At 57.1% G+C, this 12,886-nt stretch carries 13 protein-coding genes and 1 pseudogene; 6 read left to right on the top strand and 8 right to left on the bottom strand.

Annotated features, from left to right (window positions below; genetic code table 11):
- Positions 1–46: 46 nt before the first annotated feature.
- The 3 genes from NXF97_RS05915 to NXF97_RS05925 all read right to left on the bottom strand — a co-directional run bounded on the left by NXF97_RS05915 (position 47) and on the right by NXF97_RS05925 (position 1,300).
- Positions 47–334 (bottom strand): hypothetical protein, encoded by a 288-nt coding sequence (locus NXF97_RS05915; protein WP_074009581.1) that lies wholly within the window; start codon positions 332–334, stop codon positions 47–49.
- Between the two features lie 166 nt (positions 335–500).
- On the bottom strand, positions 501–956 hold the full coding sequence (locus tag NXF97_RS05920; protein ID WP_274955464.1) for a hypothetical protein: 456 nt from the start codon (positions 954–956) through the stop codon (positions 501–503).
- 92 nt (positions 957–1,048) lie between these two features.
- Positions 1,049–1,300 carry a helix-turn-helix domain-containing protein gene (locus tag NXF97_RS05925; protein ID WP_274955465.1) on the bottom strand — a complete coding sequence of 84 codons (252 nt, stop codon included), beginning with the start codon at positions 1,298–1,300 and terminating at the stop codon, positions 1,049–1,051.
- A gap of 180 nt (positions 1,301–1,480) precedes the next feature.
- Here NXF97_RS05925 and NXF97_RS05930 point away from each other — a divergent pair, with 180 nt between their 5' ends.
- The 4 genes from NXF97_RS05930 (at position 1,481) to NXF97_RS05945 (ending at position 3,773) form a co-directional block, all read left to right on the top strand.
- Positions 1,481–1,648, top strand: coding sequence for a hypothetical protein (locus tag NXF97_RS05930; RefSeq protein ID WP_274955466.1), 168 nt, complete (start codon positions 1,481–1,483; stop codon positions 1,646–1,648).
- Between the two features lie 61 nt (positions 1,649–1,709).
- Positions 1,710–1,874, top strand: a complete 165-nt coding sequence (locus NXF97_RS05935) for a hypothetical protein (protein ID WP_154666311.1) — start codon at positions 1,710–1,712, stop codon at positions 1,872–1,874.
- A gap of 15 nt (positions 1,875–1,889) precedes the next feature.
- A complete protein-coding gene (locus NXF97_RS05940; RefSeq protein ID WP_274955467.1) occupies positions 1,890–3,311 on the top strand; it encodes a zinc ribbon domain-containing protein in 1,422 nt (473 codons plus the stop codon).
- 117 nt (positions 3,312–3,428) lie between these two features.
- A complete protein-coding gene (locus NXF97_RS05945) occupies positions 3,429–3,773 on the top strand; it encodes an NAD(P)H-dependent oxidoreductase (RefSeq protein ID WP_274955468.1) in 345 nt (114 codons plus the stop codon).
- Position 3,774: 1 nt separating this feature from the next.
- On the opposite strand, the gene recQ is transcribed toward NXF97_RS05945, so the two are convergent.
- Both recQ and sstT read right to left on the bottom strand, forming a co-directional pair.
- Positions 3,775–5,613 carry a DNA helicase RecQ gene (gene recQ, locus NXF97_RS05950; RefSeq protein WP_022372366.1) on the bottom strand — a complete coding sequence of 613 codons (1,839 nt, stop codon included), beginning with the start codon at positions 5,611–5,613 and terminating at the stop codon, positions 3,775–3,777.
- 172 nt (positions 5,614–5,785) lie between these two features.
- The gene (gene sstT / locus NXF97_RS05955; protein ID WP_022372367.1) at positions 5,786–7,045 is read right to left on the bottom strand and encodes a serine/threonine transporter SstT; all 1,260 of its coding nucleotides are present in this window, start codon (positions 7,043–7,045) and stop codon (positions 5,786–5,788) included.
- Positions 7,046–7,442: 397 nt separating this feature from the next.
- Here sstT and NXF97_RS05960 point away from each other — a divergent pair, with 397 nt between their 5' ends.
- Positions 7,443–8,681, top strand: a complete 1,239-nt coding sequence (locus NXF97_RS05960; protein ID WP_274955469.1) for an MFS transporter — start codon at positions 7,443–7,445, stop codon at positions 8,679–8,681.
- Here the strand turns inward: NXF97_RS05960 and NXF97_RS05965 are convergent.
- Positions 8,678–8,839 carry a hypothetical protein gene (locus NXF97_RS05965; protein WP_022372369.1) on the bottom strand — a complete coding sequence of 54 codons (162 nt, stop codon included), beginning with the start codon at positions 8,837–8,839 and terminating at the stop codon, positions 8,678–8,680. The two genes, NXF97_RS05960 and NXF97_RS05965, sit on opposite strands and share 4 nt — an antisense overlap.
- Before the next feature lie 286 nt (positions 8,840–9,125).
- On the opposite strand from NXF97_RS05965, the pseudogene NXF97_RS05970 reads away from it, so the two are divergent.
- Positions 9,126–9,971, top strand: a pseudogene (locus NXF97_RS05970) (IS256 family transposase); the annotation flags it as partial.
- A 194-nt stretch (positions 9,972–10,165) separates the two neighbouring features.
- On the opposite strand, the gene NXF97_RS05975 reads toward NXF97_RS05970, so the two are convergent.
- Positions 10,166–11,803 (bottom strand): NAD(P)-binding protein, encoded by a 1,638-nt coding sequence (locus tag NXF97_RS05975; RefSeq protein ID WP_274955471.1) that lies wholly within the window; start codon positions 11,801–11,803, stop codon positions 10,166–10,168.
- Positions 11,804–11,821: 18 nt separating this feature from the next.
- Positions 11,822–12,883, bottom strand: a complete 1,062-nt coding sequence (locus NXF97_RS05980; protein WP_074008623.1) for a thiamine pyrophosphate-dependent enzyme — start codon at positions 12,881–12,883, stop codon at positions 11,822–11,824.
- Positions 12,884–12,886: the final 3 nt, after the last annotated feature.

The raw sequence follows: 12,886 nt of genomic DNA on the forward strand, positions 1-12,886 counted from the left end.
TGAAGTCAGAGCTCTTTTTCCATGGAAGGACGATTTTCATCCGTGGTTAAAGAATGCCCGCGGCCGTCAGGCCCCACTTCACCGCCGTCCAGAAGAAAAACACGATGACGGCACTCATCCCGCAGTAGACGGCCATCCGGACCGGCAGAGAACTCACTTGGGCAACAAAGACAAGAAAATCCCGCACGTGAGAGACGGCGGCCAGCACGGAAAGGAGTCCTTTAATGAGCCACACCAACGGACGAAAAACCACTGAAAGCGCCGTGCAAAAGCCGCCTGCTGCGCACTGAGCGTCTCTGCTGCTGTTGCTGTTTTTCTGAGCGGGTTCTGCCATCGCGTGTCCTTGCGGTATCTCTTTGCTGATTCTACGAAATCACAGCCGCCGCAACGCCCGGCGTAACGCCGCGACACAACAGAAACAATTCGGGCACACAGGTTTTATGTGCCCCGTGTGCCCGAACCGAGTGTATTTCAGAGTTTGATCAAGGAGAAATTGTCGGTCAGAACCTCCGGTTCGCCTGCACCTGACCGGTCACACCGCGCCGTTCGCCGAAGCAGCCGTTAAGACCGGCTTCAAAGGAGAATCCGTCCGCGTTACCTGTGGTCCAGCCGAGAGAAACAATACCGGTGCTACCTTCCATGTCGGAGCCCCGGAGAGCAAGGCTTTCCTGAGCGTCCGTTGCGCTGCCCTTGGCTTCAGCAGAAAGAATCTGTTCGAAGGTAAGACCCACATAGGGGCGGAAGGCGTCAGAAAGCGCGTATTCGGCAAAGCCACCGATCTGGATACGGTGGCCGTTTAAGCCGTCGTAGTCAAAGCGGGTGGCAGACGCCGTGCCCTGAGCCTGCTCGTAGTCTTCTTTGTCACGCGCGTCAAAGAAGTAGGACACAAAGGCGCGGGTTCTCACGTCAGCCATCTGCAGGTCGTAGCAGGTCCTGAGATGCGCACCCCAGTACATGCTCGTGCGGTGGCCGAGAGGGCAAAGCCTTCACCGAGCTCAGACTACAACCTACTTTTTAGGAACAAAATCGGCGAAAGCTCACTTGACACTCACCGCTCCGTCTCCACGTGTTCTTGCCTCTCGCGCGGCCAAAGCGCCAAATCTATGTCGAGCAGCCAAAGCCAGCGCATCAGCTGCTCAAGACTGATTGCCTGCGGGTGATGTTCAAGGTAGGAAACCCGAGGCTGCGTGATACCCAACCTGAAAGCAACATCTTTTTGAGTAATTCTCAGGTACTTTCTCCGCGCCCTCAAAAGCACGGACATCTGGTTCGGGAGGCGAACAATAACGGGCTGCGGCATACGGATAACCTCTTTCCGAAAACTCTGTTTATCACTATAACGAACATTTTGAAAATATTACTCATAGTAATATTTTGAATTCCGGCAGAAACGCAGACACTTTTGCCAAGATCAGGCGGCGGCAAAACCTTGGAACAAGGCACAATACGTTCCATTACAAACACAACCCAAAAAACAGAAATGTCCAAGATTCTGCTCATTAACGCCCACCCGAATCCCGCAAAGTCTGTCGCGAACAACGCCATCATCGCAGAAGTCACGCGGCGCCTCCCTGAGATCACTGAATTTCCCGCAGGAAGCCCGGGGCTTGAGCCCCGGGAGGAATGCGGGCTTTCGAAATTTTTTTAATCTTGGCCCAAACGCAGCCAAACCATGCACATAGTTTTCGCTTAAGGTATATTCAGCCGCGATGAAATCGCGCACCCCGTCCTTTGTCATCGAGCTGGGCCTGAAAACCGGAGAGGATCAGGAAAGTGCACTGGAGACCTACTTCTCCGATGCACGCCAGCTCTTCAATGCTGTTCTTGGAACAGCAAAGAAACGCGTGCGCGCCATGAAAAGCACTGAAGCATGAAAGCTCACGGCCGCGATGCCCAAGGGCAAAGACCGTAACAAGCGGTTTAAGGAAATTCAGAAGTCCGCTCGCCTTTCCGAGTATGCCCTGCATGATGTCGTGAAAGAGCACCGTGCCAAGGGCGGCTTTACAAAGCGCATCGGCATCAACGAAGCGCAGAAAATTGCCACACGTGTCTGGCAGGGCATTGAGCGCTGGCTGCTTCATCAGGGCGGTCAGCCGCGGTTTAAGAGTGCTAAACGGGGCTTGCACAGCGTTGAGGGAAAATCAAACAAAACAGGGTTGCGTTGGAAGGCTAAGACGTGGACGCTCGAGGTTCTGGATCTGGTGATAAAGGCTGAAGCCCCGGATGCCTGGCAGAAAGAAGCTCTTCTTTCAGCAACAGATCCGTCCGGCTTTAAGCGTGTCAAATACTGCCGTCTTGTCCGGCGGATGATCCGCGGCCGTATGCGCTACTTTGTTCAGCTCATTGTCGAAGGCGTACCGCCCGTCAAGCACGTTTATGCTCCCAAGGATCTCAAGGTGGCTGTTGACCCGGGCCCGCGGACCATGACTTTTTACAGCCCCGAGTGGCAGCAAAAGATTTTGGTGAGCGCGGGCACTGTCTCTCAGGAAAAGGAGATTGCGCGTCTTTTACGTGCCATGGACCGCTCCCGCAGAGACACGAATCGGGAGTGCTACAACGCGGACGGCACCGTTAAAGCCGCCGGAAAAAAGATTGTCTGGAAGGAATCCAAGACCTATAAGGCAACAAAGGCAAAACTTGCGGATCTGTACCGCCGCCAGGCGCAAACCCGCCGTTGCCTACACGGCGAAGTGATTAACCAGGTGTTCGGCAGGGCCGGCACCGTCATTGTGGAGAAGAACTCATACATAGCATTTCAGAGAGCCGGATACGGCAAGAGTTTGGGCAAAAGCGGTATTGCAGGATTGATAACCCGGATGACAAGTAAGGCTGAAAGCGCCGGCTGTTGTGTGGTGGAGGTCAGTCCCCGGAAACTGCGCCCGAGTCAGCACGATCCCGAAACGGGAACGTACCGTAAGAAGGCTCTTTGGGAGAGAAGTCATCAGTTGGGAGATACGGGCTGGTACATGGACCGCGACCTTGCGGCCGCCATGAACCTGTATTTTGCGGATCCCGCCACTGACAGCTACGATCTGAAGGCTGAGCAATCAGCGCTTGCGAGGCTCAAACAAGTCTCAGGGAACGCCGGATCGATAGTGCGGTACAAACCAGCGAATCGGCAAGACGAAGCAGTCCTTCGCCGGAACCGACGGATCGAGCTGATGAAGCCCGTAGCCGTAGAGCGGTTGCGTTTTAAATGTTCCTGTGGTGCAGGGGACGCCCGGGCAGACAAGGCCTCAAAAACCTTGCCTGTTACGGGAAAGCCTGCACCGTGTCAGGAAACCCCGCGCTTTCAAGCGCGGGTTGTTTAGCGTACACAACATTGCGGACAGCTGCCGTAACGGCGCCTTTGACCTCGCGCTTGAGCACAAGCTTCTCACCGATCACGACATCATCGTCTTTCAGTTCCCGCTCCATTGGGGTTCTCGGTGCCGGGGCTTCTCAAACAGTGGTTTGACGACGTGCTCACCCACGGCTTTGCCTACGGCACGAGCGGCACGGCGTTAAAAGACAAACTGGCCGTCTTTTCCTTTACCGCAGGCGAAGACATTTCTTCTGAGAACCCCGTGATTGACGGCACTCCCGTCAAGGCTATGTGCGCGCCGCTTTTTCTCACGGCCAACTACTGCAGGATGCGAAACACCGATCCGGTCTTTTCGGGCGGCATGATGTTTATCGAAGGCGTCTCCACAGAAGACGACTTAAAGGGCATCAAAGCGCGCGCTCAAGCGCACGGTGAGGCACTCGCCGCGCTTCTTACGAAAGCGGCGTAAATCACAGGCGGGTGTCGTCGGCTTCAAAGGCTTTGATGACCTCAAGCAGGGCCTCGCCGTATTTTTCGATCCGGCCGTTTCCGATCCTGTCGATACGGCGCATCTCTTCGATTGTCCCGGGCTTAGCCTGCGCAATTGCTTTGAGCGCCGAATCCCAGAAAATGCAGTACGCAGGCTGCTCGAGCCGGCGGGCCTCTTCTAGCCGCCAGGCACGCAGTGCCTCAAAAAGAAGGCGCGTCTCTTCGGACGGGTTCCATTCTTCTTTGTTCCCGCGCCGGCCTGACTTGGCTTTCGTTGCCGTCAGGCCGTTTTTGCGCATCGTCACGCGGATTTTTCCTTTGAGAAGCTCGGAGGCCCGGCCGCCTGCAAGCGCAAGGGCACTGTAGCGCTCCGCATCCACCGTAAGAATGCGCAGGACAATGAGTTGGCGGATAAGACGCCTCCACTGATCCGGATCCAAGTCTTTGCCGATACCGAAAGTGGAAAGCTTGTCATGCCCTTCAGCGAACACTTTTTCGGTGGGATTACCCAACAGTACATCCACGATATGCCGCGCGCCGAAGGTGTGGCCGCTCAGTTTATTGCAACGCCAGATGCAGCTCACGAGTTTCTGAGCGGCGACCGTTGCATCGATAATCTCAGGGGGCTCGAGGCAGTTGTCGCAGTTGCCGCAGGTCTCCGGCGCTTCTTCGCCGAAATAATTGAGAAGCAGCTTTCTGCGGCAGTGCACGGTTTCGGCCAGCGCCAACATCGCGTCAAGCTTAATGGACGAGCGGCGTTTGTAGAGATCGTCCGCGTCACTCATCTCGATTAAGCGCATCTGGTTTACGACATCAGCGAGCCCGTAGCACATCCAGGCTTGCGCGGGTTTGCCGTCGCGGCCCGCCCGCCCCGTTTCCTGGAAGTAGTTTTCAATGCTTTTGGGCATATCGATGTGTGCGACAAACCGCACGTCGGGTTTGTCAATACCCATACCGAAAGCAATCGTTGCGCAGATCACGGCACCGGGCGTATTGATAAACCACGCCTGATTGTCGTGGCGCATCTGACTGTCCATTCCGGCGTGATACGCCCGGGCATTAATCCCGCGGGCCACGAGTTTTTCAGCCGTGCTCTCAGCTTTGGCGCGCGACAGACAGTAGACAATGCCGCTTTCGCCCCGGTGCTCATCTTCAATAAAGTGCGTGAGCTGGTGCTGCGCATGATCTTTTTCGACAATCCGGTAGCGGATGTTGGGGCGGTCAAAGCTTGCGACAAAGCGTTTGGGATTGACCAAAAGCCGCTCACAGATTTCTTCCCGGGTCGCGAGGTCTGCGGTGGCGGTTAGCGCAATGCGGGGCACCTCGGGCCAGCGCTCCCTTAACACCGAAAGCTGCGCATATTCCGGGCGAAAATCATGCCCCCACATACTCACGCAGTGCGCTTCATCGATTGCAAAAAGCGAAAGCCTAACCGTACTTAAAAACTGCAGCGTGCTTTCGAGCACCAATCGCTCGGGCGCAACGTAAAGGATGTCGACGTCACCGGCTGCAGCACGGCGCTTGATGTCGGCAACCTCGGGCCAGGCAAGCGTGGAATTGAGGTAGGCGGCTTTGACTCCGGCGTCGGAGAGGGCCCTTACCTGATCGGCCATGAGCGCAATTAAGGGCGAGACCACCACAGCCATCCCGGAGCGCATCAGCGCCGGAATCTGGTAGCAGAGGCTTTTGCCGCCCCCGGTGGGCATGAGTACGAGCGCGTCGCCGCCCGCGGCCACCGTTTCGATGACGTCTTTTTGAAAGCCGCGAAACGCCGTGAGGCCGAAAACCGATTCCAGAATGTCCTGCGCCGTCTGCGCCAATTTGCTCTCCGAAAAGAGGGGCCGTGGGTCCCCAACGATGACGGACGGGATTGTACCTGCGCCGCCCCCGTTGCCGTCTTAAGACAGAAAAAGAAAACCGGCACGTTCACCCGAAAATTTTCGGAAAAACCGTGCCGGTTCGGCCTCCCGTCAGGGGAGACACTTCAGCAAGTTACAGAGGCTTTTTGGCCGCTTCTTCCTGCAGGCGCTTGGCTCTTAAGCAGGCTGCCGCCGTAAAGAGAACGTCCGAAGAAGAGTTGAGGCCCGTTTCCGCGGAGTCCTGCAGCACACCGATAATGAAGCCCACGGCCACAACCTGCATGGCGGTACCGTTATCAATGCCAAAGAGGCTGCAGGCCAAGGGGATGAGCATAAGCGACCCGCCCGGCACACCCGCCGCACCGCAGGCGCAGAGCGCCGCGACCGCCGAGAGAAGAATAGCAGTGAACACATCCACCTGAATGTTGAGGCTGTGGCAGGCAGCCAACGCCAAAACCGTAATCGTGATGGCGGCACCGGCCATGTTGATCGTGGCACCCAGGGGAATCGACACACCGAACGTGCTTTCCGGTAACCCGAGCTTACGGCAGAGGTTCAGGTTCACCGGGATGTTCGCGGCCGAAGAACGCGTAAAGAACGCGGTCACACCGGACTCACGCAGGGTCATCCAAGTGAGGGGATAGGGATTGCGGCGCGTACAGAACCAGACGATGAGGGGGTTCAGGACCAGTGCCACAAAGAGCATGCAGCCGATGAGAACGAGGAGCAACTGCACATAGCCCACCAGCGCGGCAAAACCGGCCGTGGCAAAGGTGTTGGAAACCAACCCGTAAATACCGACAGGCGCAAAGCGGATCACGACGCGCACGATGAATTCCACGCCGTCGGAGATGTCGTTAACCATCTCGCGCGAGCGGTTACTAGCCTTTCGAAGGGCGATACCCATACCGAGGGCCCAGGCAAGAATGCCGATGTAGTTGCCGTTTAAAAGGGCGTGCACGGGGTTATCAACAATACTCATCACGAGGTTGCGGAGCACCTCGAGAATGCCGCCCGGCGCAGAGGCCTTCGCGCCTTCGGTCACAAGTTCAATTGTGACCGGGAAAAGGAAACTTGCCACAACCGCTGTGACGGCGGCGGCAAAGGTGCCGACCAGGTAAATCACCACGATCGGACGCATATGCGTTTCATCGTGCACGTCCTGGTTCGCGACAGCGGCCACCACGAGCACAAACACCAGAACCGGCGCCACAGCCTTTAAGGCCGAGACAAACACGGTACCAAGAAACCCGAGACTCACGGCGGCCTGCGGGGCAAAGTAGGCTGTGAGGGCACCGAGCACCAAAGCAACGAGGATCTGCTTTACGAGCGACCCTCCCAAGATTAGCGGCATGGCGCGGTGCATCAGGGTTTTTCTGTTGACTTCACTCATTTTTATTTTCCGTCAGAGGTAAAACCGCACGTCTCAGGGAAAAAGCCGGCCGCGGAATGAGAATCTGACACCCCGTGCACCGTCTCCGGCATAAACCAACGCCGCCCGCCGTCAGAGTGCAGGCCCTCCTTTTCAAGAGCGCACCTGCAACAACTGCCGGCAGGATCACCTGCGTGCTTAAAAATTGTTTCAATGTCGGGAGAATACGTCACTACAACAGACAAAATCAACAAAAAACGCGCAAAATAGGCACTCTGACCTAGAAAATACGCGCTTTCCGCGTGTTTTCCGGGACCGTTCGGGACACAGGGCCGCGGCAACTCCGTCCGCTTTTCTTTTCATCCCGAAAGCTCTTATCATCAGGCGCATTACGACCGCTTCATTGTCCCGTTAACCCATGCCCGTCACACCGCGTATCGGCTTTATTCTCGTGTGCATCTTTTTGGATGCCCTCGGTATCGGCCTTATTGTGCCGGTGCTGCCGCGGTTAATCGGAGAGCTTGCCGTCACGCGCGATCTGCAGACGACGTGGTACGGCGCGATTATGTTGAGTTACGGCGTGATGCAGTTTTTAAGTGCACCGTTACTCGGAGCCCTTTCAGACCGCATCGGAAGGCGCCCTGTGCTCTTGGGCGGCATTCTGGGGCTCGGGCTCATGTTTGCGGTGCCCGCGTTTTCCACGTCGCTCTGGTTTATTTTAGGAAGCCGCATTTTGGGCGGGATGCTCTCCGCCAATATGACGGTCGCGCAGGCCTATATCGCCGACGTCACGGTGGGCGTTCAGCGCTTTTCAGGCTTTGGGAAAATCGGTGCGGTTTTCGGTATCGGCTTTGTGCTGGGGCCCGCTCTCGGGGGCGTACTCGGACAGTTTGATGTGCGCTTTCCCTTTATGTGCGCGGCCGTGATTTGCCTTGCCAACTTCCTTTACGGCGCCTTTGTCCTGCCGGAATCCCTTAAAACCCGCGACACGGCACCTCTCTCCCTTAAACGCAACAACCCCTTTGCGGCGGTCTGGGCCTTAATCCGGATGCCGCAAAACCGGCTTCTTGTCACCGTTCTCACGCTTTCAAGCCTTGCGACCGGCGTCTTGCAGTGCACGTGGGCGCTTTACACCGAGTACCGCTACGGCTTTACGCCGTTATTAATCGGCCTTTCGGTCTTTGCTCTTGGGTTGAGCATCTCCTTTGTGCAGGGGTGGCTCCTGCCGCGCCTTGTGATCCGGCTCACACCCCGCAAAATCGTTTTTACGGCGCTTGCCGCAGGGACCGCAGCCTTGGCCGTGGTGGCACTCACCGGTAACGGCTTTGTGGCGGCGCTTTTTTGCTGCCTGTACGCGGTCTCAGGCGCCGCAGGCCCCATGATCACCGGGGATATCAGCCGCAGAACCGCGCCGGAACATCAGGGCACAACGATCGGCGCCGTGAGTTCACTCAATTCCCTCACGGGGGCCGTGGCGCCCGCAATCGGCACGCCGTTACTGATGTTTCCCGCAAACGCCCCCGCTGCTTTTACGGCGGGCATGCCCTACTTTGCCTGTGCGCTTTTTATGGGCCTTTCGCTCATTGCTGCGGCGGCTGTGAAAGACACCGAAGAAATACCCCCGTACGTCGGTGACGATACGGGGGAAACCGATTAAGACGCGGCGTCTTTTTTCGCCGGTTCTTCGGCCTTTTCAGCCTTCTCGGGCTTTTCGTCTTTCTCCGGTTTTTCCGCCTTCTCTTCCTCTCCCGGCAAGGGCACGGCCTGGTTTGCTTTGAGTTCGGCAAGATTTTCCTGCAGCTCTTTATTCTGCACCAGGCCCTCTTCACAGAATTTCCCGCAGGAAGCCCGGGGCTTGAGCCCCGGGAGGAATGCGGGCTTTCCGGAGACAGCATGGTTTGGCAAAGGGATCACCAAATTTGAGCAGCATAAAAGCACCATTGCCTTGAGATTTTCAACATTACGAAACCCGTAGGCTTTCCGAATAATCAGCTTGATATTGTTGTTGACAGCTTGGGGATGTAAGGTTTTTTGTATTCAGGCGATAATAGCGCTCCCGTAGGGCGCGAAAGGAATCACCGTGGCACACCGTACACCCAAAATAAACGACACCGTAAAATTTACCGACCAGCAGCAGGCCATTCTGAACGATGCCGCAGAGCAACTGATGGAAGCCGGCGGCTTAACGGCCTTAACGCAGGCTCATTTCAACGAAGCGATGAAGATCGTAGCCCAACGCTTCATCAACGCCGCCCTGCAAGGGGAACTGGAGCACCATTTGACACAGGAAGACGATAATCTCAACGAAGAGGAATCGTCGGCTGAGCGCGTTGAAAACAAACGCAATGGGTACAGCAAGAAAACGCTTCACTGCAATAAAGGCGATTTAGAAATCCAGATTCCCCGCGATCGCAAGGGGACTTATGTTCCCCGCCTGGTACCCAAGCACTCACGGCATTTCAATGACTTCGATGACGCCATCATCGATTTATATGGACGCGGATTGTCTACCCGTGAAATCACTGAGTTCATCAGAAGTCAGTACCACGTTGAAGTGAGTGCCGAATTCATCAGCACCGTGACGGAAAAGGTAAATGACGACGTACGGCAATGGCAAGGCCGTCCGTTGGATTCGGTCTACCCGGTGGTGTTCTTTGACGCTTTGCGCATCAATATCCGTAAGGACGGCGTCATCAAGAAGATGGCGGTTCATTTGGCTCTCGGCGTACGTTGTGACGGCCGACGCGATGTGCTCGGCATGTGGGTTCATGAAAACGAAGGCGCGGCTTTCTGGACGTCGGTATTTACGGAATTGAAAAACCGTGGCGTAGAGGGCATCCCGATCGCCGTCACAGACGGCCTCAAGGGTATGACGCAGGCCATTGAAGCCGTATTTCCCCAGGCGCAACATCAAACCTGCATTGTCCATCTCAGCCGTGTCTCTACAGGCTCTCGTTGCCCAAAATCGGGGGACTAACTACCCACACATATGCCCGAAGAATCAAAAAGAGCGCTGTTTTTTCAGCGCTCATGCAAAATTCAGGCTAAAGAGCCCTGAGAAAAAGTCAAGCTTTCAATATGCGAAAAAACCGCCTGAAAGACGTCTCCTTCAGGCGGTCTCACAAACGTCCGTGCCCGGGGTCAGACGTCTTCGCTTACCATGTCAATCGCACCGCACGGGCATTCGTTCGCGCAGATACCGCAGCCCTTGCAGTACTCATAGTTAAAGCGAAACTTCATACCGGCGCCAAGCTTGATGACGGCGTTATCCGGGCAGACGCCATAGCAGTTGTCGCACTCAAAGCAGTTGCCGCAACTCATGCAGCGGCGCGCTTCAAACAGTGCGTTTTCTTCGGTCAGACCCCGCTGCACTTCGTCAAACGTCGTCTGGCGGCGCACGAGGTCCAACATCGGACGCACGGTCTTCGGAGCATCCGCGTAGTACCAGGTGTGAAGCCTCTCGAAAGACGCCGGAGGCGCGGCTTTTTCGGGCTGATACACCTCACCCTTGAGCCACGCGTTAATGCTCCTCGCGGCCTTTTTGCCGTGGCCGATGGCGGCCGTGACGTTTTTGTCCCCGGGGATCATGTCCCCGCCCGCAAAGACCCCGTCGGCTCCGGTCATGAAAGTCACCGGATCCACGATCACTTCGTCTTTTTCGACGGTGAGGCCCTTAACGCCCGTGAGCAGTCCGAGATCGGTCTGCTGTCCGAGCGCCAAAACCAGACTGTCGGCGGCAATCGTTTCAAATTCACCCGTGGGCTGGGGTTTCCCGTTAACGTCCAAGACCATCTTTTCGATCTTGATTTCCCCTTCGGAGGCTTCTTTCACGGTGGAAAGCCACTTCATCGTGACGCCTTCTTCAATGGCTTCGGCAATTTCGGCGTCATGCGCCGGTGCCTTATCACGCGTTCTGCGGTAGACAACGAGGGGCTCGGCGCCCATGCGGCGCATGGTGCGCGCGACGTCCATGGCGGTGTTGCCGCCGCCGTAGACCACAACGCGGCGCCCGAGCATGGGCTTTTCATCGTCAGCGACTTCTTTGAGTACGCTCACCGCGTCCATCACGTGCGAGGCGTCTCCGGCGGGCACATAAGAGCGCCGTGCAAGGTGGGCTCCCACCGCGAGAAACACCGCGTCAAACTTTCCTTCACGGCGCTCTTTTTCAAGGTCCGTAACTTCGCGCGAGCAGACGATTGTGACGCCCGTGGCGCGGATGCGCTCGATTTCGGCATCAAGAATAGGCCGCGGCAGACGGTACTTGGGGATGCCGTAGCGCATCATGCCGCCCGGCAACTCCGCCCCCTCGTAAACCGTCACATCGTGCCCCATACGCCGCAGATGATAGGCCGCCGAAAGCCCGGCAGGGCCCGCGCCCACCACCAAAACGCGCTTACCCGTGTGCTGAGCGGGCACCGTAAAGTGCCAGCCCTTTTCAATCGCGTTGTCGCCTAAGAAGCGCTCAACGGAATTAATCCCGACGCTTTCGTCCAACCCTCCGCGGTTACAGGCCGTCTCACACGTGTGATAACACACGCGCCCCATGCATGCCGGAAGCGGATTTTCTTCCGTGATCTTTTTCCAGGCCGCTTCATAGTCCCCGTTTTCCGCAAGGAAAAGCCAGGCCTGGCACTTTTCGCCCGCCGGGCACTTGGCGTTACACGGGGGCGTACGCGAAACGTACACGGGCTTTAAGGTGCGCCAGGAGCCGGTGCGGTTCGCAAGCGACGAGCCCACATCAAGCGTAATCGCAAAAGGTTTGGTATTACTCTGAGTCATTTGTGTCTTTCCCCCGCCTTAAATCCGCGCCGCCCGTTCTTCACCCTGCTCCGGCACGGGCACGTCTTCGCCTTCACTGTCGCCAATCAAGCCGTAGCGCGCAATATTGCGGTCCGCGAGGTGCTGCATGCGCTGCAAAACCTCAGGATCGGCGTTTTTGGCAAAGAGATGCGCAAAGCGCTTCTGCGGCTTCATGTAGGCTTCCACCGGCATCCTGCGGCGGATTTTTTCTACCTTCACCACTTCCCCGTATTCGGCTTCAAAGACGGGGAAAAGACCGGTTAACTGCGCCAGACGCGCGAGTTCAATCGTCTTCGAGGAGTGCGCGCCCCAGCCCAGCGGACAGGGCACGAGAATGTGGATGTAGCGCGCGCCGTGAAATTCCATGGCGCGGCGCACCTTACGCTCCAGATCGTGCAGATCCGCGACGGTGGCGGTCGCCACATAGGGAATGCCGTGCGCCATCGCGATTGCCGGCACGTTTTTCCCCTGCCCGAAGGTGTTGCCGGCGTAGCCCGGCACCGGCATCGTGGTGGCGGTACGTGCGGTGGGAGGTGTGGCGGAGGACCTCTGCACCCCGGTATTCATATAGGCCTCGTTGTCAAAGCAGATGTAGAGCACATCGTCGTTACGCTCAAACATCCCCGACAAACACCCGAAACCGATGTCGGTCGTACCGCCGTCGCCGCCCATTGCGAGCACCCGGTCGGGTGCAACGCCCTTTTTGCGGGCCTTGACGCGCGCGGCCGCGGCCATACCGGTCGCAACCGCCGCGGTGTTTCCGAAAAGCGAATGAAACCAGGGCATCTGCCAGGCCGATTCCGGATAGGGTGTGGAGAAAACCTCGAGGCACCCCGTGGCGTTACAGGCAATAAGCCGGCGCTTGGTGGCCTCCATCGCGGCGTCAAGCGCATAACGCGCGCCCAAAGCCTCTCCGCACCCCTGGCACGCGCGGTGCCCGGAATTAAGCGCATTAAAGCGCTCCATCGACGACTGTACGGTGCGGGCGGCTTCATCCAAAAGGCGGTTACCGACCGTAAAAGTCCCCGTCTGATAAAAACGAACTTTTGTTTCCTGCATGAC

The organism is Duodenibacillus massiliensis, assembly GCF_928721995.1.
Classification (GTDB): Bacteria; Pseudomonadota; Gammaproteobacteria; order Burkholderiales; family Burkholderiaceae_F; genus Duodenibacillus; species Duodenibacillus massiliensis.

Coding starts and splice junctions, on each gene's coding strand:
- NXF97_RS05915 (WP_074009581.1), bottom strand. CDS start 334: ATGGCAGAACCCGCTCAGAAAAACAGCAACAGCAGCAGAGACGCTCAG.
- NXF97_RS05920 (WP_274955464.1), bottom strand. CDS start 956: ATGTACTGGGGTGCGCATCTCAGGACCTGCTACGACCTGCAGATGGCT.
- NXF97_RS05925 (WP_274955465.1), bottom strand. CDS start 1,300: ATGCCGCAGCCCGTTATTGTTCGCCTCCCGAACCAGATGTCCGTGCTT.
- NXF97_RS05930 (WP_274955466.1), top strand. CDS start 1,481: ATGTCCAAGATTCTGCTCATTAACGCCCACCCGAATCCCGCAAAGTCT.
- NXF97_RS05935 (WP_154666311.1), top strand. CDS start 1,710: ATGAAATCGCGCACCCCGTCCTTTGTCATCGAGCTGGGCCTGAAAACC.
- NXF97_RS05940 (WP_274955467.1), top strand. CDS start 1,890: ATGCCCAAGGGCAAAGACCGTAACAAGCGGTTTAAGGAAATTCAGAAG.
- sstT (WP_022372367.1), bottom strand. CDS start 7,045: ATGAGTGAAGTCAACAGAAAAACCCTGATGCACCGCGCCATGCCGCTA.
- NXF97_RS05960 (WP_274955469.1), top strand. CDS start 7,443: ATGCCCGTCACACCGCGTATCGGCTTTATTCTCGTGTGCATCTTTTTG.
- NXF97_RS05975 (WP_274955471.1), bottom strand. CDS start 11,803: ATGACTCAGAGTAATACCAAACCTTTTGCGATTACGCTTGATGTGGGC.
- NXF97_RS05980 (WP_074008623.1), bottom strand. CDS start 12,883: ATGCAGGAAACAAAAGTTCGTTTTTATCAGACGGGGACTTTTACGGTC.